This window comes from Luteimonas rhizosphaerae (assembly GCF_002849595.1).
GTDB lineage: Bacteria > Pseudomonadota > Gammaproteobacteria > Xanthomonadales > Xanthomonadaceae > Luteimonas > Luteimonas cellulosilyticus.
This window is the reverse complement of sequence record NZ_NRQR01000017.1, coordinates 13,838-34,707: the sequence shown is the minus strand read 5'-3', so window position 1 is coordinate 34,707 and position 20,870 is coordinate 13,838. Positions and strand designations below refer to the sequence as shown.

General features: G+C 69.5%; 15 protein-coding genes. 14 read left to right on the top strand and 1 reads right to left on the bottom strand.

Annotation, left to right across the window (positions count from 1 at the left end; translation table 11 throughout):
- Positions 1-25 precede the first annotated feature (25 nt).
- The 11 genes from CJ022_RS08400 to lpxC all read left to right on the top strand — a co-directional run bounded on the left by CJ022_RS08400 (position 26) and on the right by lpxC (position 14,265).
- Complete coding sequence (locus CJ022_RS08400; protein ID WP_101926232.1) at positions 26-1,789, top strand: penicillin-binding transpeptidase domain-containing protein; 1,764 nt, start codon at positions 26-28, stop codon at positions 1,787-1,789.
- On the top strand, positions 1,786-3,261 hold the full coding sequence (locus CJ022_RS08395; RefSeq protein ID WP_101926214.1) for a UDP-N-acetylmuramoyl-L-alanyl-D-glutamate--2,6-diaminopimelate ligase: 1,476 nt from the start codon (positions 1,786-1,788) through the stop codon (positions 3,259-3,261). The genes CJ022_RS08400 and CJ022_RS08395 overlap by 4 nt, the downstream gene beginning before the upstream one ends.
- A complete protein-coding gene (locus tag CJ022_RS08390) occupies positions 3,258-4,640 on the top strand; it encodes a UDP-N-acetylmuramoyl-tripeptide--D-alanyl-D-alanine ligase (RefSeq protein WP_101926213.1) in 1,383 nt (460 codons plus the stop codon). The genes CJ022_RS08395 and CJ022_RS08390 overlap by 4 nt, the downstream gene beginning before the upstream one ends.
- Positions 4,630-5,715, top strand: a complete 1,086-nt coding sequence (mraY, locus tag CJ022_RS08385) for a phospho-N-acetylmuramoyl-pentapeptide-transferase (protein WP_101926212.1) — start codon at positions 4,630-4,632, stop codon at positions 5,713-5,715. The genes CJ022_RS08390 and mraY overlap by 11 nt, the downstream gene beginning before the upstream one ends.
- Positions 5,715-7,046 carry a putative lipid II flippase FtsW gene (ftsW, locus tag CJ022_RS08380; protein ID WP_101926211.1) on the top strand — a complete coding sequence of 444 codons (1,332 nt, stop codon included), beginning with the start codon at positions 5,715-5,717 and terminating at the stop codon, positions 7,044-7,046. Before mraY ends, ftsW begins: the two co-directional genes overlap by 1 nt.
- Positions 7,043-8,605 (top strand): UDP-N-acetylmuramate--L-alanine ligase, encoded by a 1,563-nt coding sequence (locus CJ022_RS08375; RefSeq protein ID WP_101926210.1) that lies wholly within the window; start codon positions 7,043-7,045, stop codon positions 8,603-8,605. The genes ftsW and CJ022_RS08375 overlap by 4 nt, the downstream gene beginning before the upstream one ends.
- Positions 8,602-9,576 (top strand): D-alanine--D-alanine ligase, encoded by a 975-nt coding sequence (locus CJ022_RS08370; RefSeq protein ID WP_101926209.1) that lies wholly within the window; start codon positions 8,602-8,604, stop codon positions 9,574-9,576. The genes CJ022_RS08375 and CJ022_RS08370 overlap by 4 nt, the downstream gene beginning before the upstream one ends.
- A complete protein-coding gene (locus CJ022_RS08365; protein ID WP_101926208.1) occupies positions 9,573-10,391 on the top strand; it encodes a cell division protein FtsQ/DivIB in 819 nt (272 codons plus the stop codon). Before CJ022_RS08370 ends, CJ022_RS08365 begins: the two co-directional genes overlap by 4 nt.
- Positions 10,388-11,548: a cell division protein FtsA gene (gene ftsA / locus CJ022_RS08360; protein WP_101926207.1), complete on the top strand. Its 1,161-nt coding sequence runs from the start codon at positions 10,388-10,390 to the stop codon at positions 11,546-11,548. Before CJ022_RS08365 ends, ftsA begins: the two co-directional genes overlap by 4 nt.
- A gap of 133 nt (positions 11,549-11,681) precedes the next feature.
- Positions 11,682-12,947, top strand: a complete 1,266-nt coding sequence (gene ftsZ / locus CJ022_RS08355) for a cell division protein FtsZ (RefSeq protein WP_101926206.1) — start codon at positions 11,682-11,684, stop codon at positions 12,945-12,947.
- A 409-nt stretch (positions 12,948-13,356) separates the two neighbouring features.
- Positions 13,357-14,265: a UDP-3-O-acyl-N-acetylglucosamine deacetylase gene (lpxC, locus tag CJ022_RS08350; protein WP_101926205.1), complete on the top strand. Its 909-nt coding sequence runs from the start codon at positions 13,357-13,359 to the stop codon at positions 14,263-14,265.
- Between the two features lie 322 nt (positions 14,266-14,587).
- On the opposite strand, the gene CJ022_RS08345 is transcribed toward lpxC, so the two are convergent.
- Positions 14,588-15,055, bottom strand: a complete 468-nt coding sequence (locus CJ022_RS08345; RefSeq protein WP_101926204.1) for a DUF721 domain-containing protein — start codon at positions 15,053-15,055, stop codon at positions 14,588-14,590.
- Between the two features lie 35 nt (positions 15,056-15,090).
- Between CJ022_RS08345 and CJ022_RS08340 the strand changes: the two genes are divergently transcribed.
- The 3 genes from CJ022_RS08340 (at position 15,091) to CJ022_RS08330 (ending at position 20,851) form a co-directional block, all read left to right on the top strand.
- Positions 15,091-15,975, top strand: a complete 885-nt coding sequence (locus tag CJ022_RS08340; RefSeq protein ID WP_425490867.1) for a M23 family metallopeptidase — start codon at positions 15,091-15,093, stop codon at positions 15,973-15,975.
- Positions 15,976-16,516: 541 nt separating this feature from the next.
- The gene (secA, locus tag CJ022_RS08335) at positions 16,517-19,237 is read left to right on the top strand and encodes a preprotein translocase subunit SecA (protein ID WP_101926202.1); all 2,721 of its coding nucleotides are present in this window, start codon (positions 16,517-16,519) and stop codon (positions 19,235-19,237) included.
- Between the two features lie 666 nt (positions 19,238-19,903).
- Entirely contained in the window at positions 19,904-20,851 is a 948-nt protein-coding gene (locus tag CJ022_RS08330; protein ID WP_101926201.1) for a Nudix family hydrolase, read from the top strand.
- Positions 20,852-20,870 lie beyond the last annotated feature (19 nt).

Below are 20,870 nucleotides of genomic sequence, written 5' to 3'. Positions count from 1 at the left end.
CAAGCGCGCGCAGTTCGACCTGCGCATGCGCCTGATGCTGGTCGGCGGTGCGCTGGGTCTCGGCGCGGTGGCCCTGGTCGGACGCGCGGTCGATCTGCAGCTGATCGACAACGCGTTCTACCAGCAGAAGGCCGACGCGCGCTTCCGCCGCGAAGTGCCGATTCCCGCATCGCGCGGCATGATCACCGACCGCAACGGCGAGCCGCTGGCCATCTCGTCTCCGGTCGAGTCGCTGTGGGCCAATCCGCAGGAACTGAGCAAGCATCCCGATCGCCTGCCCGAGCTCGCGGCCGCGACCGGCCTGCCGCTCGACGAACTGTCGCGCGCGGTGTCGCAGCGCGCCGACAAGGAATTCATGTACATCCCGCGGCATCGCCGGATCAGTCCGTCGGTGGCCAAGCGGGTCCTCGATCTCGGCGTGCCGGGCGTGTTCTCGCAGCGCGAGTACCGCCGCTTCTACCCGCAGGGCGAGGCGATCGCGCACGTGCTCGGCTTCACCAACATCGACGACCGCGGCCAGGAAGGCGTGGAGCTGGCGTTCGACCACTGGCTGGCCGGCAAGCCGGGCGCGCAGAACGTGATCCGCGACCGCCACGGTCGCATCGTCGAGCACGTGAGCCTGGTGCGCGCCGCCGAGCCGGGCAAGGACCTGGTGCTGAGCATCGATCGCCGCATCCAGTTCCTGGCCTATCGCGAACTGCGCCGCACGCTCGAGGAAACCGGCGCGAGCGCCGGTTCGATCGTGATCCTCGACGTCGCGACCGGCGAAGTCCTCGCGATGGCGAACCTGCCCTCGTACAACAACAACCGCGTGACCGGCGAGAACCGCGACGCGCAGCGCAACCGCGCCGTCACCGATCTCATCGAGCCCGGTTCGACGATGAAGCCGTTGACCGTCGCCGCCGGCCTCGAAGCAGGCGTGATCACGCCGACCACCCAGTTCAACACCAGCCCCGGTTCGATCGCCAACGGCCGCTACCGCACCAGCGATTTCCGCAACTACGGGGTGCTCGACACCACCGGCATCCTGACCAAGAGCTCGAACGTCGGTTCGGCGATGATCGTGCACAAGCTGTCGAACCAGCAGTTCTACGACTTCCTGCGCAAGATGGGCTACGGCGCGAGCACGCGCAGCGGCTTCCCGGGCGAAGCCTCGGGCATCTTTCCCGAGCCCGCGCGCTGGAGCGGCACGACGAAGCAGACGATGTCCTATGGCTACGGCCTGTCGGCGACGCCGCTGCAGATCGCGCATGCCTACGCGACGCTCGGCAACGGCGGCCGCGCGAACGCGCCGACCTTCGTCAAGGGCCAGGCGGGCGAATCGGTGCAGGTCCTCGACCCGGGAATCGCCAACGAGGTCATGCACATGATGCAGACCGTGACCGAGCCCGGCGGGACCGCGACCCGCGCCGCGATCCTCGGCTACCACGTCGCCGGCAAGACCGGCACCGCCCGCAAGGCGACCGGCGGCGGCTACGCGCGCCGCTACGTCGCCTTCTTCGCCGGCGTGGTGCCGGTGGAGAATCCGCGCTTCTCGATGGCCGTCGTCATCGACGATCCCGACACCTCGCGCGGCGGCTCGACCTACGGCGGCGGCATCGTGTCGGCCCCGGTGTTCCAGCGGGTCATGGACGGCGCGCTGCGTCTGATGGACGTACCGCCCGACGACATCGAAACCTGGCTCGCCGCCCAGGCCGCCGCCGAAGCGAAGCAGGCGCGTGCGAACCCGCGTCCCGCCGCGCCACCCGCGGCGGCTGCGGCCGTCGGTACGCCGGGAGCCCTGCGATGAGCCGTCCGGTGCTGCTGTCCACGTTGTTGCCCGATGTCGCCGGCGTGCCCGACGGGCTGGCGATCACCGGCCTGGTGCAGGACAGCCGCGCGCTGCGCGCCGGCGATGTGTTCGTCGCGATCGCCGGCGAGGACACGCACGGCCTGCATTACGCCGCGCAGGCCAAGGCCGCCGGTGTCGCGGCGATCCTGTTCGAGCCGCCGGTGGGGGGCGACTTACCTGCGCCTCCCGCCGATGCGATCGCGGTGCCGGGCCTGTCCGCGCGCCTGCCCGCGATGGCGGATCGGTTCCACGGCCAGCCGTCGCGGGCGATGACGATGGTCGGCGTCACCGGGACCAGCGGCAAGACGTCGACCGTGCAGCTGCTCGCACAGGCGTTCGAGGCGACCGGCCTGCGCACCGGCACCATCGGCACGCTCGGCGCCGGCCTGCATGGCGCCATCGTGCCGACCGGCTTCACCACGCCGCTGCTGCTGCAGACGCACGCGCTGCTCGCCGAGCTGCGCGATGCCGGCGCGACCGCGGTCGCGATGGAAGTCAGTTCGCACGCGCTCGACCAGGGCCGCGTCGACGCGGTGCATTACGACATCGCGGTGTTCAGCAACCTCACCCGCGACCACCTCGACTATCACGGCGACATGGCCGCCTACGGCGCGACGAAGGCGAAGCTCTTCGTCCGTGACGGCCTGCGCGCGGCCGTGCTCAACATCGACGACGCCTTCGGTGCCGCGCTGCAGGCGCAGCTCGCGCCCGGCGTGCGCGCGATCACGCTCAGCGCGGCCGGCAGCGCCGGGGCCGACATCGCCGCGCACGACATCGCCCTGGACGCCGACGGCCTGTCGTTCACGCTGCGGATCGGCGCCGACACGCGCGTGCTGCGCTCGTCGCTGCTCGGTCGCTTCAACGTCGACAACTTGCTGGCCGTCGCCGGCGTGCTGCAGGCGCTGGGCCACGACACCGATGCGATCGCGGGCGTGCTGGCCGCGCTGCAGCCGATTCCCGGTCGCATGAACCGGCTCGGCGGCGGCGACGCGCAGCCGCTGGTCGTCGTCGACTATTCGCACAAGCCCGATCCGCTGCAGCAGGCGCTGCAGTCGCTGCGTGGCCACCTGCGCGGCCAGCTGGTCTGCGTGTTCGGCTGCGGCGGCGAGCGCGATCGCGGCAAGCGTCCGGAAATGGCGGCGATCGCCGAGGCACACGCCGATCGCGTCATCGTCACCGACGACAATCCGCGCGGGGAGGACGGCGACGCGATCGTCGCCGAGATCCTCACCGGCTTCGCCGCGCCCGACGCGGTGATCGTCGAGCGCGACCGTCGTCGCGCGATCGAGTGCGCCATCGCCGAGGCGCAGCCGGGCGACATCGTGCTGATCGCCGGCAAGGGCCACGAGCCCTACCAGGAAATCGACGGCGTCCAGCATCCCTTCGACGACCGCCTCGTCGCGCAGGCCGTTCTGGAGGCGGGACGATGATGCCGCTGTCGCTCGCGCGCATCGCGCAGTACACGCACGGCCGCCTGCACGGCGCCGATGACGACGTGCGCATCGATGCGGTCGCCACCGATACCCGCACCCTGGTGCCCGGCGACGGCCGCGCGCTGCTGTTCCTCGCGCTCAAGGGCGCGAACTTCGACGGGCACGACCACGTCGCCCGCGCCGCCGAGCAGGGCGCCCGCGCCGCGCTGGTCGCACGCGCGGTCGGCGTCGCGATCCCGCAGCTGGTCGTCGCCGATCCGGAACAGGCGCTGGGTGCGCTGGCCGGCGCGGTCCAGCGCGAGCGCGACGCGACCGTGATCGGCATCACCGGCAGCAACGGCAAGACCAGCGTCAAGCAGCTGGTCGCGACGATCCTGGCGCGCGCCGCGGCGACCTACGTCAATCCGGGCAACTTCAACAACGAGATCGGCCTGCCGCTGTCGGTGCTGGCTGCGCCGGACGACGCGCGTTTCGCGGTCTACGAGATGGGCGCCGGCAAGCCGGGCGACATCGCCTACCTGACCGCCATCGCGCGGCCGCGCATCGCCCTGGTCAACAACATCGCGCCGGCGCACATGGAGCGCATGGGCAGCCTGCTCGGCATCGCCGACACGAAGGCCGCGATCTACGACGCGCTGCCGGCCGACGGCACCGCCGTCATCAATGCCGACGATACGTTCGCGCCGTACTTCGCCGAGCGCGCCCACGGCCGCCGGCTGCTGCGCTTCGGCATCGAGGCGAGCGCCGACGTCCGCGCCACCGCGATCGAAGCGGACGACGCCGCCACCCGCTTCACGCTGCACACGCCGGTGGGCGAGGCCGCGGTCCTGTTGCCGCTGGTCGGCCGCCACAACGTCCGCAACGCGTTGGCTGCGACCGCCGTCGCGCTGGCTGCCGAGGTGCCGCTGGCGACGATCGTCGCGGGTCTCGCCGCGATCGAGCCGGTCGCCGGTCGCCTCGTGCGCCACCGCCTCGGCAACGGCGCGCTGCTGATCGACGACAGCTACAACGCCAATCCCGGTTCGTTGCACGCCGCGATCGACACCCTGGCTGCGGCCGGCGGCGATCGCTGGCTGGTGCTCGGCGACATGCGCGAACTCGGCGCCGATGGCGCGGCGATGCATGCCCAGGCCGGCCGCAACGCGCGCGCCGCCGGCATCGCGCGGCTGTACGCGCTGGGCGCGCTCAGCGCGGCCGCGGCCGAGGCCTTCGGCGACGGCGCCCGCCATTTCGACACGCACGCCGCGCTGATCGCGGCGCTGCAGGCCGACCTGCACGGCGACGCGCGCGTGCTGGTCAAGGGATCGCGCGGCAGCGCGATGGACCGCGTCGTCACCGCGTTGCTGCCGCCACAAGGACACCACGATGCTGCTTGAACTCACGCGCTGGCTGCAGGGCCTGGAAAGCTTCTTCGGCCTGTTCGGCTACCTGACGTTCCGCGGCATCCTCGCGGCACTGACGGCGCTGCTGCTGTCGCTGTGGATGGGCCCGGCGGTGATCCGCCGCCTGGCGCAGTACAAGGGCGGCCAGCCGATCCGCCAGGACGGTCCGCAGACGCATTTCTCCAAGGCCGGCACGCCGACGATGGGCGGCGCGCTGATCCTGATGACGATCCTGTTCTCGGTGCTGCTGTGGGGCGACCTGCGCAACAAGTACGTCTGGGTCGTGCTGCTGGTGATGCTGTCGTTCGGTGCGATCGGCTGGTATGACGACTGGATCAAGATCGTCAAGCGGGACCCGAACGGCCTGAAGTCGCGCTGGAAATACCTGCTGCAGTCGATCCTCGGCCTGGCCGCCGGTTTGTTCCTGTTCCACACCGCCGACGTGCCGGCGGCGACGACGTTCTACATCCCGCTGTTCAAGGCGGTGGCGCTGCCGCTGGTGTCGGTGACCTTCGTCGCGATCGCCTACTTCTGGATCGTCGGTTTCTCCAATGCCGTCAACCTGACGGACGGCCTCGATGGCCTGGCGATCATGCCGACGGTGCTGGTCGCCTGCGCGCTCGGCGTGTTCGCGTACGCCTCGGGCAATGCGGTGTTCTCGACCTATCTGCAGATCCCGCAGGTGCCGGGGGCCGGCGAGCTGGTGATCATCTGCGCGGCGATCGCCGGGGCCGGGCTCGGCTTCCTGTGGTTCAACACCTATCCGGCGATGGTGTTCATGGGCGACATCGGCGCGCTCGCGCTCGGCGCGGTGCTCGGCACGATTGCGGTCATCGTCCGCCAGGAACTGATCCTGGTGATCATGGGCGGCATCTTCGTCATCGAAACCCTGTCGGTGATGATCCAGGTCGCGTCGTTCAAGCTGACCGGCAAGCGCGTGTTCCGGATGGCGCCGATCCATCACCACTTCGAGCTCAAGGGCTGGCCCGAGCCGCGCGTGATCGTGCGCTTCTGGATCATCTCGGTGATCCTGGTGCTGATCGGCCTCGCCACGTTGAAGGTGCGCTGATGGCCCGGACTTACGACAGCATGGCCTACGACAGCGCCGGCGCCCGCCAGGCCACGCGCCTGGACGACATCTACGGCCGCTTCGATCCGTGGCTGCTCGGCATCGTCGTCGCGATCGCGACGCTCGGCATCGTCATGGTCGCCTCGAGCTCGATCGCGATCGGCGAGGACATGGACGTCGGTCGCTACTACTTCCTCACCCGTCACCTGATGTTCCTCGCGCTCGGCCTCGGCCTGGCGCTGGCGGTGATGCGCACCGAACTCAAGACCATCGAGAAGTACGACCGTCTAGCGCTGGTCGCCTGCGCGGCGCTGCTGCTGCTGGTGTTCGTGCCGGGGCTCGGCCGGTCGGTCAACGGCGCGCACCGCTGGATCAACCTCGGCATCTCGAACTTCCAGGTCGTCGAGGCCGTGAAGATCATCTACATCGTCTGGCTGGCGAGCTATCTCGTGCGCTTCCGCGACGAGGTCAACGCGACCTGGCCGGCAATGATCAAGCCGCTCGGCGTCGCCGTGGTGCTGGTCGCGCTGCTGCTGCTGCAGCCGGATTTCGGCTCGGCCTCGCTGCTGCTCGCGGTCACCGCCGGCATGCTGGTGCTCGGCGGCGTGCATCTGCCGCGCATGGCCGCACCGGTCGTCATCGGCCTGCCGATCTTCGCGTTCATCGCGATCCTCGAGCCCTACCGACTGCGCCGCATCACGTCCTTCATGAACCCCTGGGAAGACCAGCTCGGCGCCGGCTACCAGCTCAGCAATGCGCTGATGGCGGTCGGCCGCGGCGAGTTCTCGGGCGTGGGCCTGGGCGCATCGGTGCAGAAGCTGTCCTATTTGCCGGAGGCGCATACCGACTTCATCTTCTCGGTGCTCGCCGAAGAGCTCGGCTTCGTCGGCGTCTGCCTCGTGGTCGGCCTGTTCGTCGCGCTCGTCGGCCGCGCGTTGTGGCTCGGTCTGAAGTGCGTCGAGATGCGCCGCCATTTCGCCGGCTACTGCGCCTTCGGCGTGGCGCTGATGATCGGCCTGCAGAGCCTGGTCTCGATCGGCGTCAACCTGGGCCTGCTGCCGACTAAGGGGCTGACCCTGCCGCTGGTGTCGTCGGGCGGTTCCAGCGTGATGATGACCTGCGTCGCGATTGGTCTGCTGCTGCGCGTGTCCTACGAACTCGACCGCGCCCAGCGCCAGGTCGCGCGCCTGCGCGGCGACGCGCCGCCGGCGCCCGCCGCGGCCGCGCCGGCGACGCCGCACGCACCGCTACCCACCACCGAACCGTATCGCGGCACCAGCCGCCTGCGTCAGCGCGCCGAGCCCACGTTCGGCTCCCGGAGCACCCCATGATCCGCCGCCTGCACGACACCCGCGGCCTGTCCAAGGAAGACTTCGCCAAGGTCTTCTCGCGCGTCCATTTCGTCGGCATCGGCGGCACCGGCATGAGCGGCATCGCCGAGGTGCTGTGCACGCTGGGCTACAAGGTGTCCGGCTCGGACACCGCCGACAGCGCCGTGACGCGCCGGCTCACGCGGCTCGGCGCCACCGTGCACCGTGGCCACGCCGCCGCCAACGTGCTCGATACCGACTGCGTGGTCGTCTCGAGCGCGATCCGCCACGACAATCCCGAACTGATGGAAGCGCGCGCGCAGCGCATTCCGATCGTGCCCCGCGCCGAGATGCTGGCCGAGCTGATGCGCTTCCGCCGCAGCATCGCGGTGGCCGGCACGCACGGCAAGACGACGACGACCTCGCTGACCGCGAGCGTGCTCGCCGAAGGCGGCATGGATCCCACCTTCGTCGTCGGCGGACAGCTGCTGGCCGCGGGCGCCAACGCGCGCCTCGGCAGCGGCGACTGGCTGGTCGCGGAAGCCGACGAGAGCGACGGCAGCTTCCTGCGCCTGAATCCGCTGGTCGCGCACGAGTGCGCGCCGGGCCACAGCTTCCAGGCCGCGCTGGCACTCGAAGCGCCGGCGCGCCCCGACTTCCGCCAGCAGACCTATTTTTCGGGCTACGGCGAAGGCGGGGTCGCCGTGGTCACCAACATCGACGCCGACCATCTGGAGAACTACGGCGGCGACTTCGCGCGCGTCCAGGCGGCGTTCTCCGAATTCCTGCACCGCCTGCCGTTCTACGGCCTGGCCGTGCTGTGCATCGACGATGCGGAAGTCGCCAAGCTCGTCGTCGACATGCCGCGCCACGTGATGACCTATGGGCTGTCGCCGGACGCCGACGTGCGCGCCGAGGACGTGCGCCAGGACGCGGCGGCGATGCAGTTCACCCTGTGCCTGCCGGAGAGCATCCGGATCGAGGCGCGGCTGGCGCTGCCCGGCCACCACAACGTGCTCAATGCGCTGGCCGCGGCCGCGGTGGGCTGGCAGCTCGGCGTCGCGCCGGAGGCGATCGTCGCCGCACTCGGCAAGTTCGAGGGCATCGGTCGCCGGTTCAACCTGCTCGGTGAACTGGTCACGCCGTCCGGCGCCCGGGTGCAGCTGGTCGACGATTACGGCCATCACCCCAAGGAACTCGCCGCGGTGTTCGCCGCCGCGCGTGGCGGCTGGGCCGACCGGCGCCTGGTGGTGGCCTTCCAGCCGCACCGCTTCAGCCGCACGCGCGACCTGTTCGACGATTTCGCCGGCGTGCTGTCGGACGTCGACGCGCTGGTGCTGACCGAGGTCTATCCCGCCGGCGAATCGCCGATCGCGGGCGCCGATGCGAAGGCGCTGGCGCGCGCCATCCGTGCGCGCGGACGCATCGATCCCGTCGTCGTCAACGGCGCCGACGATCTCGCCGGCGTGCTGCCCGACGTGCTGCGTGACGGCGACCTGCTGCTGATGATGGGCGCCGGCGACATCGGCGCGGCCGTGCAGCAACTGGCCCAGCACGGCTTCGAAGGAGCATCGCGTTGAACGTCACGCTCGCCCCGAACCGCTTCACCGACCCGGCCGTGTTCGGCCGCGTCGCCGTCCTGCTCGGCGGCCCCGGCTCCGAGCGCGAGGTGTCGCTGCAGTCCGGCGCGGGCGTGCTCGAGGCGCTGCGCTCGCGCGGTGTCGACGCGCACGCGGTCGACGGCGTGCCCGCGCTGGCGCAGGCCATCGTCGCCGGGCGGGTCGATCGCGTGTTCAACATCCTGCACGGCGGCGACGGCGAGAACGGTGTCGTCCAGGGCCTGCTCGACGCGTTCGGCGTGCCCTACACCGGGTCCGGCGTGCTCGGCTCGGCGCTGACGATGGACAAGATCCGCACCAAGCAGGTGTGGATGAGCCTGGACCTGCCGACGCCGCGCTACCGCCGGCTGCAGCCGGGCGACGACGTCTACGCGGCGGCGCATGCCATCGGCCTTCCGATCATCGTCAAGCCATCCAAGGAAGGCTCCAGCGTCGGCATCAGCCGGGTGTTCGCCGATGCCGATCTCAAGGCTGCGGTCGAGCTCGCGTCGCGCTACCCCGGCGAACTGCTGATGGAGCAGATGGTCGAGGGCGACGAGCTGACCGTCGCGGTGATCGTCGATGCGACCGGACCGAAGGCGCTGCCGTCGATCCGCATCGTGCCCAAGGGCGCGTGGTACGACTACGACGCCAAGTACGTGTCCGACGACACCCAGTATCTGTGTCCGGGCCTGGACGGCGAGGACGAGGCGCGCATCGGCGCGCTGGCCGTCGATGCCTTCGTGTCGGCCGGTTGCAGTGGCTGGGGCCGGGTCGACGTGATGCGCGATCGCCGCACCGGCGCGCTGCTGCTGCTCGAGGTCAACACCGCGCCCGGCATGACGAGCCATTCGCTGGTGCCCAAGGCTGCGGCGAAGATCGGCATCGGCTACGCCGACCTGTGCTGGCGCGTGCTCGAATCGACCCTGCCTGCGGAGGTGCCCGCGGCATGAACCAGGCGTTCGGCACGCTGCTCCGCGTCATGACCTGGCTGCTGGCGATCGCGCTGGTGGCGCTGCCGGTCGTGGCCGTGGTCAACGGCTGGATCGGCGCCGAGCGCTGGCCGCTGCGCGTGCTGCGTGTCAACGACGGCCTGGAGCAGGTCGACACCGCGCGCCTGCGCGAGACCGTGCTGCCGCATGCGCAGAAGGGGTTCTTCGCCGTGCGCCTCGCCGATGCCCAGCGCGACGTCGCGCGGTTGCCGTGGGTCGCCGCGGCCGACGTGCGCAAGCGCTGGCCCGACGTGCTGGAAGTGCGCATCGACGAGCATCGCCCGTTCGCCCGCTGGGGCGACGATCGTCTGCTGTCGGACAAGGGCCGGCTGTTCTCGACCGACGGCATCGACGTACCGGCGCGGATGCCGCGCCTGTTCGGCCCCGAGACCCGGGTGCAGGACGTGGTCGCGCTCTACAACGAATCGCGCGAGCTGTTCCGTCCCACTGGCTTCGAGGTCGCCAGCGTGACGCTCGACGAGCGTGGCAGCTGGACGCTGGGTCTGTCGAACGGCATCGACGTCGTCGTCGGCAGCCAGGAGGCGCGGCTGCGGCTCGCGCGCTTCGCCCGGGTGCTGCCCCGCCTGCTCGATAACCGGCCGCAGCCGCTGGAGCGCGCGGACCTGCGCTACACCAACGGCTTCGCGCTGCGCTGGGGCGACGTGCCGGCTGACGAGGCCGACGCGGCCACCGGCGCCGCAACGGGTACCCCGGCGCCGCAGGCGATCGCGGCACGCACCACCTCCCCCAATTTCCAACCCGGCCTGACGACATGAACCGCAAGGGCGACAAGACACTCATCGTCGGACTCGACATCGGCACCTCCAAAGTGGTGGCGCTGGTCGGCGAGTACTCGCCGGGCAATCCGATCGAAGTCATCGGCATCGGCAGCCACGAATCGCGCGGCCTCAAGCGCGGCGTGGTCGTCGACATCGAATCGACGGTGCAGTCGATCCAGCGCGCGGTCGAAGAGGCCGAGCTGATGGCCGGCTGCGAGATCCGCTCGGTCTACGCGTCGATCTCCGGCAACCACGTGCAGTGCCGCAACTCGCCGGGCATCGTGCCGATCCGCGACAACGAGGTGACCTGGGCCGATCTCGACCGCGTGCTCGACGCGGCCAAGGCGGTGGCGATCCCGGCCGACCAGAAGATCCTGCATGCGATCCCGCGCGAGTACGTGCTCGACGATTCGCAGTCGGCCGCCGCCAACATCAGCAAGTGCGTGCAGCGCTGCGGCCTGTCGATCGACGATCTGATCCTGTCGTCGTTGGCGTCGAGCACCGCGGTGCTGACCTCGGACGAGCGCGAGCTCGGCGTGGTGCTGGTCGACATGGGCGCCGGCACGACGGATCTGGCGGTGTTCGTGCAGGGCGCGATCTGCCACACGGCCTCGCTGCCGATCGCTGGCGACAAGGTCACCGAGGACATCGCGCACATGCTGCGCACGCCGACGCCGGAAGCCGAGCAGATCAAGGTCCGCTACGCCTGCGCGCTGGCGCAGCTGGCGACCAGCGAGGAATCGATCCAGGTGCCGAGCGTCGGTGACCGTCCGCCGCGTCGCCTGCCGCGCCAGTCGCTGGCGCAGGCGGTGCAGGCGCGCTACGAGGAGATCTTCGAGATGGTGCAGGCCGAACTGCGCCGCTCGGGCTTCGAGCAGCACGTCCGCGCCGGCATGGTGCTGACCGGTGGCGCTTCGAAGATGGAAGGCGTCGTCGAACTCGCCGAGGAAATGCTGCAGATGCCGGTGCGCGTGGGCATTCCGCAGCACGTCACCGGCCTGGGCGAAGTGGTCGGCAATCCGGTGCACGCCAGCGGCGTGGGCCTGCTGCTGATGGGCAGCCAGATCGAACATCCGCGCAGGCCGGTGATCTCCACCGGACGTGCCGGCGGGCTGCTGCGCAAGGTCAAGACCTGGTTCAACGGCGAGTTCTGACAGCGGTCACGCAGCGAAGACACAAAGCGGGCAGGGCAGGGCGACGACGACACGGCGGCACATGTGACACCAGGACACCCATAACAACACCCGGCCCGCAGAGGCCGGTCACCAACAAGAGAGGACGACGGACATGGCACATTTCGAACTCGTGGAAAAGATGGCACCCAACGCGGTGATCAAGGTCATCGGCGTGGGCGGCGGCGGCGGCAACGCGGTCGCGCACATGGTCAACAACAGCGTCGACGGCGTGGAGTTCATCACCGCGAACACCGATGCGCAGGCGATCAAGAACTGCGGCGCCAAGCTGCAGCTGCAGCTCGGCAGCAGCGTCACCAAGGGTCTGGGCGCAGGCGCCAACCCGGAGGTCGGTCGTCAGGCCGCGCTGGAAGATCGCGAGATCATCATGGACGCGCTGCAGGGCGCGGACATGGTCTTCATCACCGCCGGCATGGGCGGCGGCACCGGCACCGGCGCCGCGCCGGTCGTCGCGCAGCTGGCCAAGGAGATGGGCATCCTGACCGTCGCCGTGGTCACCAAGCCGTTCCCGTTCGAAGGCCGTCGCCGCATGCAGGTCGCGCTCAAGGGCATTGAAGAGATGTCGGCGCATTGCGACTCGCTGATCACCATCCCCAACGAGAAGCTGATCACCGTCCTCGGCCGCAACGCCACGATGATCCAGGCCTTCCGCGCCGCCAATGATGTGCTGCTGGGCGCCGTGCAGGGCATCGCCGATCTGATCGTCCGTCCGGGCCTGATCAACGTCGACTTCGCCGACGTGCGCACCGTGATGTCCGAGATGGGCCTGGCGATGATGGGCACCGGTTCGGCACGCGGCGACGATCGCGCGCAGGCCGCCGCCGAGTCCGCGATCCAGAACCCGCTGCTCGACGACGTCAACCTCGCGGGCGCCAACGGCATCCTCGTCAACATCACCGCGGGCGCGGACTTCACGATGGCCGAGTTCGACGAGGTCGGCCGCACCGTCGAGAACTTCGCCAGCGAAGACGCGACCATCGTCATCGGTACCGTGCTCGATCCCGACATGCAGGACGAAGTCCGCGTGACCGTGGTCGCCACCGGCCTCAACCGCGCACCGGCGCGCGCGACCGGCTATGCCGGCGAGGGCGCCACCCGCGGCAAGCCGCAGGTGCAGCTGATCAGCAACAACCAGCGTGGCGTCCGCGACGGCACCACCGGCATGCTGATCGACGACGAGTCCGATGCCGTGGCGCCGTACAGCCCGGGCCACAGCATCGCCTCGACGCTGCGCGGCCAGTCCCAGGGCAAGGCGACGCCGGCGGCACGCGGCGATGCGGCCGAAGCGCCGAAGACCGCCGACTTCGGCACCGACAGCTACCTCGACATCCCCGCGTTCCTGCGTCGTCAGGCGGACTGATGTCTGCCATGACGGCGCGACCGGCCGACGGGGACGCCTGCCCGGCTTCCGTCGACCGGGCGGGGGCCGGCATGTGGCGCGCATCCGCGCGCTGCAGCCGGAACCCGCTGCGCCGTCGGGCGGGGTGAAGCCCGCCACGTGCGTCCTCGCGACACCGGTGGCGCGTCGTCCGCGCGCTGCTGCTTTGGTTCCCCGGGCCGCCCGGCCCGGGGGGCTGTTTCGACGGGCGTCGTCGTCGGCGCGAGCGCCTGCGATGTCGGCCACCGGACGCCCTGGCTTTCGTTCAGGTTCAGCCGGTCCCGTGATAATCTGCCCCGCGCGTTGATGACGACCTGATGACGCGTGCGTGTGTGCGAGACTCCTTTCCATCACGTCGTCCCTTCTTTTCTTTCCGGACTCCGCCCGCCCGATGCCCCGGCAACGCACCATCCAGAACGTGATCCGCGCGACAGGCGTCGGCCTGCACAGTGGCGAGAAAGTGTTCCTGACCCTGCGCCCGGCCGCCCCGGACACCGGCATCGTGTTCCGCCGCGTCGATCTCGAGCCCGTCGTCGAGATTCCCGCCGACGGCAGCCTCGTCACCGAAACCACGCTGTGCACCGGCCTGAGCTGCGGCACCGCCAAGGTGCAGACGGTCGAGCATCTGATGTCCGCACTCGCGGGCCTGGGCGTCGACAATCTGTACGTCGACCTGTCGGCGCCGGAAGTGCCGATCATGGACGGCTCCTCGGGCCCGTTCGTGTTCCTGCTGCAGTCCGCCGGGATCGTCGAGCAGGACGCGGCCAAGAAATTCATCCGTATCCTGCGACCGGTGGAAGTGCGTGACGGCGACAAGATCGCCCGCTTCGAGCCCTTCGACGGGTTCAAGCTCGACTTCACGATCGCCTTCGACCATCCGGCGATCCCGCTCGCGCAGTCGCGGGCCGAAGTCGAGTTCTCGACCGAGGCCTACATCCGCGAGGTCAGCCGCGCGCGGACGTTCGGTTTCATGCGCGATCTCGAATACATGCGCGAGCGCAACCTCGGCCTCGGCGGCTCGATGGACAACGCGATCGTGCTCGACGAATTCCGCGTGCTCAACGACGACGGTTTGCGCTACGCCAACGAATTCGTGCGCCACAAGATCCTCGACGCGGTCGGCGATCTGTATCTGGCCGGTCATCCCATCCTGGGTCTGTTCAAGGGCTACAAGTCGGGCCACGCCCTGAACAACCAGCTGGTGCGCGCCCTGCTCGCCGAACGCGACGCGTGGGAAGAAGTGACCTTCGACGCACCGGCGGCATCGCCCGTGGTCTACGGGGCGCCGGTCACCGCCTGAGCCGGCGGGCCGCAGCGCTCGTTGCGCGGTATTGCGGGGTGGCCCTCACCTCCGACACGGCGTGGTCCGCGTCCGGGCAGCCGGCCTCGGTCTTCCCCTCTCGGCTCGAGGCGGCGCCCACTGTCCAGGCGCCCAACCCGTACTGAACGCGCGTCCCGGAACGCGTCGAGGGTTCAGGCCAGAGCCTTCCGCTAACGAAAGCTTTACTTATTCCTTCTGGAATTTTAATTCCGGGTTAACTTCCGCCACCGGTTTGGCCGGTAGGATGCCCCCTCCTCGCGGCTCTTCACGACGCTTTGACGTTTACGAATAGCCGCCAGGATCAGGATTGCGACGTGTCGTCCGCACCGGTTTCCGGCTCCGGGGCCCGCAACGAGGCCACCACCGCACGCAAGGCATCGCGGGCGGCCGGGCTCGGGGTGTGACCGGCGGAGGGGGATGCGGCGGTTGCAGTGGGGCGCAACGGCGTCGTCGACGTCCTGACCACGATGTCACTGACATCCAGCCCGATGGACCGGGCGGCGTCGAGCAGCACATCGGCCGACAGGCGCAGCCTGGCGTGCCAGATGGGCGAATCGACGAGGAAGACCAACCTGCCGCGATCGACGTTCGCCAACCGTGCATGCGGGGCCAGCGCCGGAGGCAGCAGGGGAACCAGACGGCGGTCCAGTGCGTCGAGCCAGATGGCCCGACGGATCGGATCGGCCGACGTGCCTTCCAGCAAGGCATCGAGTGCCGCCGTTGGCGCACCGATGCGGGACGGCTTGGGTTTGGACCTGAAATCAGACATTTGGACTCATGACTCTACACAGCGTGTTGCATGATATGCGTGGCCGTGCGATCCAGCTGGCCCGCAGCGCCCGCGGCCTCGCCGCACAGAAGCCGGTCTCGATGGCCATCGTCATCGCCGCAGCCGGCATGCTCGGCGCCGGTGCGATGAACGCCGCCGAGATGACCCGTCTCAACGCCGTCGCCGCCGCGCACGAGACCAGCCTCGAGCAGACCCGGCGCGAGGCCCAGCGTGAGGTCAACGCACTGGCCGCCCGCATGGGCGAGCTGCAGGCCCAGGCCAACCGGCTCAACGCCCTCGGCGATCGCCTCGCCCGCGGCGCCGGCATGGAAGGCGGCGAATTCGATTTCGACCGGCCGGTCGGCCTCGGTGGTGCCGAGGCGGCCACCGACATGCCGGCGCGCAAGCTGACCGACGGCATGCTGGCGCTGGAGGGCGATCTGGCTCGCTCGGGGCAGCAGCTGTCGGTCCTCGAGGCGCTGCTGTTCGATCGCACGCTGGAGCAGAACGCGATGCCGTCGCGCTCGCCGGTCGCCAGCAGTTACATGACGTCGAGCTACGGCTACCGCGCCGATCCGTTCGGCCGCGGTGGCCAGTTCCACAAGGGCATCGATTTCGACGCCCGCACCGGCGACCCGGTGATGAGCGTCGCCAATGGCGTCGTCAGCTATTCGGGCGTGCGTGGCGGCTACGGCAACGTGGTCGAGGTCGATCACGGTAACGGCTACGTGACCCGCTACGCGCACAACTCGCGCAACGTGGTGAAGGTGGGTGATCTGGTGCGCGTCGGCCAGGAGATCGCCAAGGCCGGCTCGACCGGCCGCTCGACCGGCGCCCACGTGCATTTCGAAGTCTGGGAGAACGGTCGCGTGCAGAATCCGCGCAAGTTCCTCGGCGACATGGGCGTGAGCCGGCAGTAAGCCGCTCGGTTCTGTCTGCTGGCGGAGCGCGCGCGCCGCCCGGCAAGTGCTCGGACCCTCGGCCGCCGCAGGGAAAAGGGCTAGTTGAGGCTGTCGCCGGTACCGTGTCCGGCGGTCCTGCAAAAAGAGCGCGGGACCGTGTTGGACGGCCTGTTCCGCGGCTCTTGAGGCCGTAGGTCGATTGCTCGCCAACGCCGCGCCTCGTCCGGCCCTGCGCGGGTCGGCGCCGCCGGGCGCTCGCAAGGGCCCAAAGCGGTGCCTTGCAGACGCCTCCGCTCGTCCGGCCTGCGCCGCATGGCGGCTTCGGCGCTCGTCGCGGCGCAAGCCCGTGGCTTGCAAACGCCGCTCCTCGTTCCGGCCCTGCGCGGCGCAGCCGCTCCGGGCGCTCGCGGGGGCGCAAGGCAGTGCCTTGCAAACGTCCCCGCTCGCCCCGAGCTACAATGCGCGTTGCCAATCGAAAGGGCGCCCAGCGCCCTTTTTTCAATGCGGCTGCCGGCGTCCGTGCCCGGGCCGCACTCCGATTCCAGATTTCGGGACTCCAATGCTCAATCGCTTGCTCACCAGTGTCTTCGGCAGTCGCAACGACCGGTTCGTCAAACAGCTCCACAAGGTGGTCGAGAAGATCAACGCGCTGGAGCCGCAGATGGAGGCGCTGTCGGACGCCGAGCTGCAGGCCAAGACCCCCGAGTTCAAGACGCGGATCGCCGGCGGCGAATCGCTCGACAAGATCCTGCCCGAGGCGTTCGCGGTCTGCCGCGAGGCCAGCCGTCGCGTGCTGGGCATGCGCCCCTACGACGTGCAGCTGATCGGCGGCATGGTGCTGCACATGGGCAAGATCGCCGAGATGCGCACCGGCGAAGGCAAGACGCTGGTCGGCACACTGCCGACATATCTCAACGCGCTGGAAGGCAAGGGCGTCCACGTCGTCACGGTCAACGACTACCTGGCGCGCCGCGATGCCGCGCAGATGGGCAAGCTCTACAACTGGCTGGGCCTGTCGGTCGGCGTGATCTGGCCCGGCATGCCGCACGGCGAAGCCAAGCGCGAGGCCTACAAGGCCGACATCACCTACGGCACCAACAACGAATTCGGCTTCGACTACCTGCGCGACAACATGGCGCTGTCGCGCGCGGACCGGTACCAGCGCGGACTCAACTACGCGATCATCGACGAGGTCGACTCGATCCTGATCGACGAGGCGCGCACGCCGCTGATCATCTCCGGTCCGGCCGACGATTCGCCCGAGCTCTACATCAAGGTCAACCGCCTGGTGCCCTCGCTGGTCAAGCAGGAAACCGAAGACGGCGACGGCGATTTCTGGGTCGACGAGAAGGGCAAGCAGGTCCACCTGTCCGAGGCCGGCCAGGAACATGCCGAGGAACTGCTGCGCAAGGCCGGCATCCTCGAAGGCGACGACAGCCTCTACGCGCCGCAGAACATCCACGTCGTGCATCACCTCAACGCGGCGATGCGCGCACATGCGATCTACCAGCGCGACGACCACTACATCGTCCGCGACGGCGAAGTCATCATCGTCGACGAGTTCACCGGCCGTACGCTCGCCGGTCGCCGCTGGTCCGACGGCCTGCACCAGGCGGTGGAAGCGAAGGAAGGCGTGCCGGTGCAGCGCGAGAACCAGACGCTCGCCAGCATCACCTTCCAGAACCTGTTCCGCATGTACGGCAAGCTCTCGGGCATGACCGGTACCGCGGATACCGAGGCGTTCGAGTTCGAGAGCATCTATTCGCTCGAGGTCGTGGTGATTCCGACCCATCGGCCGATGATCCGCAAGGACGCGCCCGATGCGGTGTTCCTCAACCGCGCCGGCAAGTACCGCGCGGTCGCGCGCGAGATCCAGGCCAAGCACGAGCAGGGCCAGCCGGTGCTGGTGGGCACGACGTCGATCGAAGTCTCCGAGCTGCTGTCCGAGCACCTGCGCAAGGAAGGCATCGCGCACGAAGTGCTCAACGCCAAGCAGCACGAGCGCGAGGCGCAGATCATCGCGCAGGCCGGGCGCCCGGGTGCGGTGACCATCGCCACCAACATGGCCGGTCGCGGCACCGACATCGTGCTCGGCGGCTCGCTCGAGAGCGAACTCGCGCAGCTCGAAGCCGACAGCGGCGCGCCGGTCGACGAGGCCACGAAGGCACGGCTCAAGGCCGAATGGCAGACGCGCCACGACGCGGTCAAGGACGCCGGCGGCCTGCACATCCTCGGCACCGAACGTCATGAATCGCGGCGTATCGACAACCAGCTGCGTGGCCGCTCCGGCCGCCAGGGCGATCCGGGTTCCAGCCGCTTCTACCTGTCGCTCGAAGACAACCTGATGCGCATCTTCGCCGCCGACTGGGTGCAGAAGGTCATGGCGCGCATGGGCCTGCAGGAAGACGACATCATCGAGTCGCCGCTGGTCACCAAGCAGATCGCCAACGCGCAGCGCAAGGTCGAGGCGCACAACTTCGACATCCGCAAGAACCTGCTCGACTTCGACGACGTCAACAACGACCAGCGCAAGGTGATCTACGGCCAGCGCGACGAACTGCTCGATGCGGAGAGCGTCAAGGACAACATCGACGGCATCCGCGCCGACGTCGCGGCCGGCATCGTGGCGCAGTACGTGCCGCCGCAGTCGATCGACGAGCAGTGGGACCTGCCGGGTCTGGAATCGGAGATCGAACGCGAGTTCGGCGTGCGCCTGGCGCTGGTCGACATGGCGAAGACGCGCGAGGAACTCGACGCCGAGCAGATCGCCGCGCACGTCCAGGACGAGATCGACCGCGTGTTCGCCGCGAAGGAAGAGCAGCTGGGCCCGGACACGATGCGCATGCTCGAGAAGCACATCATGCTCAACGTGCTCGACCAGGGCTGGAAGGAGCATCTCGGCCGCATGGATTACCTGCGCCAGGGCATCCATCTGCGCGGCTACGCGCAGAAGCAGCCGAAGCAGGAGTACAAGAAGGAAGCCTTCGCGCTGTTCTCCGAGATGCTCGACAAGGTCAAGCAGGATGTCGTGACGATGCTGGCGCGCGTGCGTGTGCGCAGAGAGCGTCGCCAGATCGAGGCCAAGCTCAACCAGGCGCAGTTCCAGCACGCCGATGCCGGCGGCTACGGCGCCGACGAGGAAGCCGATGACGTGCGCGCCGCGCAGGCCCCGGCGCCGCAGGCCCAGATCGTCCGCGATGGCGCCAAGGTCGGCCGCAACGATCCCTGCCCGTGCGGCAGCGGCAAGAAGTACAAGCACTGCCACGGGCAGCTGAGCTGACCGACGCCCGCGTCGTCGGCACGCACCTGGAGACCGCCGCGCAAGCGGCGGTTTCCGTTTTGTGGGGAAGCCTGGCAGGGCTTTGACCGCGTGGCGCGGCGTCGCGGCGGTTGCAGTCACGGGGCAAAAACGGAAGCACTGGTGGAGGCGAAACGAGCTGCATCGGCACAGGCACGTTACGCGCTCGCGCCTACTGGCCGGAATGCGACCACCGTCAGGCGTTATTCCGGCGACCAGGAACGCGCGCAGGCGCGGGCGAAAAGGGAGTGCGCCCCAGGGCGGGCTGGTGCCGAGCGTCCGCTGGCAAGCCGCCTCACCCGGCGCGACGGGCCGACTTGTGCCGCTGGCCAGGCGAGGTGCCCCGCATGGCGTCGGCTTAAGGGCCATCCTCCCGCCTGCGGGAGAAGGTGCCCCAGGGCGGATGCGGACGACTTCGGTCGGCAGCCTGCCAACCCGTCGGTCCCGCCCGGCGTCCGGGCCAGGGAAACGGCTTGAGCACCCTCGACGTCGCCTTGGCCTGGTGCGTCGCCGCGAACAGGTCCAGCGTCGATATCCCCGTATAGCCAGCGCGGCAGCCGGGCTTCTCCCGTCTGCAGCCCCTCACAGCATTGGCAATCGTCATCCCGCGCCCCTAACCTCGGCCTGCAATCGGTCAAAGGCGGGGCAATGAACCAACGCATCATCGAGGTCGTCGCCGGTGTCATCACCGACAAGCGTGGCCGCATCCTGCTGTCGCGACGCACGCCGAGCCAGGACATGGCCGGCCTCTGGGAATTTCCCGGCGGCAAGCGCGAACCCGACGAAACGCCTGAGCAGGCGCTGACGCGCGAGCTGGACGAGGAGCTCGGCATTCAGGTCGACATCGGTCCGGCGCTGATCACCGTGCCGCAGGCCTATGCGCACAAGCGCCTGCGCCTTGACGTACGCCGCATTGCCGCGTGGCGTGGCACGCCGAAAGGGCGCGAAGGGCAGGCCCTGACCTGGGTCGCGCCCGATCGCCTCGCCCGCTACTCCATGCCGCCCGCGGATCTCCCCGTCGTCGCGGCCCTGCGCGGCCCCGATCGCTATCTGGTCACGCCGCTGCCGGATGACGACACCGATGTCTGGCTGCGACAACTCGAGACCGCCCTGGCTGGCGGCATACGCCGCGTCCAGTGCCGCCTGCCCGGCCTCGACCCCGCGCGGCAGGCCGCGCTGCTCGAGGCTGCAGTCGCGCTCTGCCGCCGCCAGCACGCCGAGCTGCTGTTCAATGGCCCGGTCGACATCGCGCGCGCAATCGGGACCGGACTGCACCTGTCGTCGCACGCGCTGCACGAGCAGGGCGCGCGCCCCGTGCCGGACGACGTGCCGCTGGCCGCGTCCTGCCATGACCTCGACGACCTGCGCATGGCCGAAGCGATCGGCTGCGATTTCGTCGTGCTCGGCCACATCCGCGACACCCCGAGCCATCCCGGCATCCCCGGCATCGGCTGGCCTGCGTTTTCCGCCCTGCGGGAATGCACCGCGCTGCCGATCTACGCAATCGGCGGTCTGGGGCCGGACGACATCGCAGAGGCCCGCTTCCATGGGGCGCAGGGCATTGCGGCGATTCGGAGTCTGTGGCCGTCGCGTTGAGCTGCGGAAAGCACGGGCC

What these genes read in the sequence shown, in the direction of transcription:
- CJ022_RS08365 (WP_101926208.1), top strand. Translation starts at nt 9,573, where the DNA reads ATGAACCAGGCGTTCGGCACGCTGCTCCGCGTCATGACCTGGCTGCTG.
- CJ022_RS08340 (WP_425490867.1), top strand. Translation starts at nt 15,091, where the DNA reads ATGCGTGGCCGTGCGATCCAGCTGGCCCGCAGCGCCCGCGGCCTCGCC.
- secA (WP_101926202.1), top strand. Translation starts at nt 16,517, where the DNA reads ATGCTCAATCGCTTGCTCACCAGTGTCTTCGGCAGTCGCAACGACCGG.
- ftsA (WP_101926207.1), top strand. Translation starts at nt 10,388, where the DNA reads ATGAACCGCAAGGGCGACAAGACACTCATCGTCGGACTCGACATCGGC.
- ftsZ (WP_101926206.1), top strand. Translation starts at nt 11,682, where the DNA reads ATGGCACATTTCGAACTCGTGGAAAAGATGGCACCCAACGCGGTGATC.
- ftsW (WP_101926211.1), top strand. Translation starts at nt 5,715, where the DNA reads ATGGCCCGGACTTACGACAGCATGGCCTACGACAGCGCCGGCGCCCGC.
- mraY (WP_101926212.1), top strand. Translation starts at nt 4,630, where the DNA reads ATGCTGCTTGAACTCACGCGCTGGCTGCAGGGCCTGGAAAGCTTCTTC.
- CJ022_RS08400 (WP_101926232.1), top strand. Translation starts at nt 26, where the DNA reads ATGCGCCTGATGCTGGTCGGCGGTGCGCTGGGTCTCGGCGCGGTGGCC.
- lpxC (WP_101926205.1), top strand. Translation starts at nt 13,357, where the DNA reads ATGCCCCGGCAACGCACCATCCAGAACGTGATCCGCGCGACAGGCGTC.
- CJ022_RS08375 (WP_101926210.1), top strand. Translation starts at nt 7,043, where the DNA reads ATGATCCGCCGCCTGCACGACACCCGCGGCCTGTCCAAGGAAGACTTC.
- CJ022_RS08395 (WP_101926214.1), top strand. Translation starts at nt 1,786, where the DNA reads ATGAGCCGTCCGGTGCTGCTGTCCACGTTGTTGCCCGATGTCGCCGGC.
- CJ022_RS08330 (WP_101926201.1), top strand. Translation starts at nt 19,904, where the DNA reads ATGAACCAACGCATCATCGAGGTCGTCGCCGGTGTCATCACCGACAAG.
- CJ022_RS08345 (WP_101926204.1), bottom strand. Translation starts at nt 15,055, where the DNA reads ATGTCTGATTTCAGGTCCAAACCCAAGCCGTCCCGCATCGGTGCGCCA.
- CJ022_RS08390 (WP_101926213.1), top strand. Translation starts at nt 3,258, where the DNA reads ATGATGCCGCTGTCGCTCGCGCGCATCGCGCAGTACACGCACGGCCGC.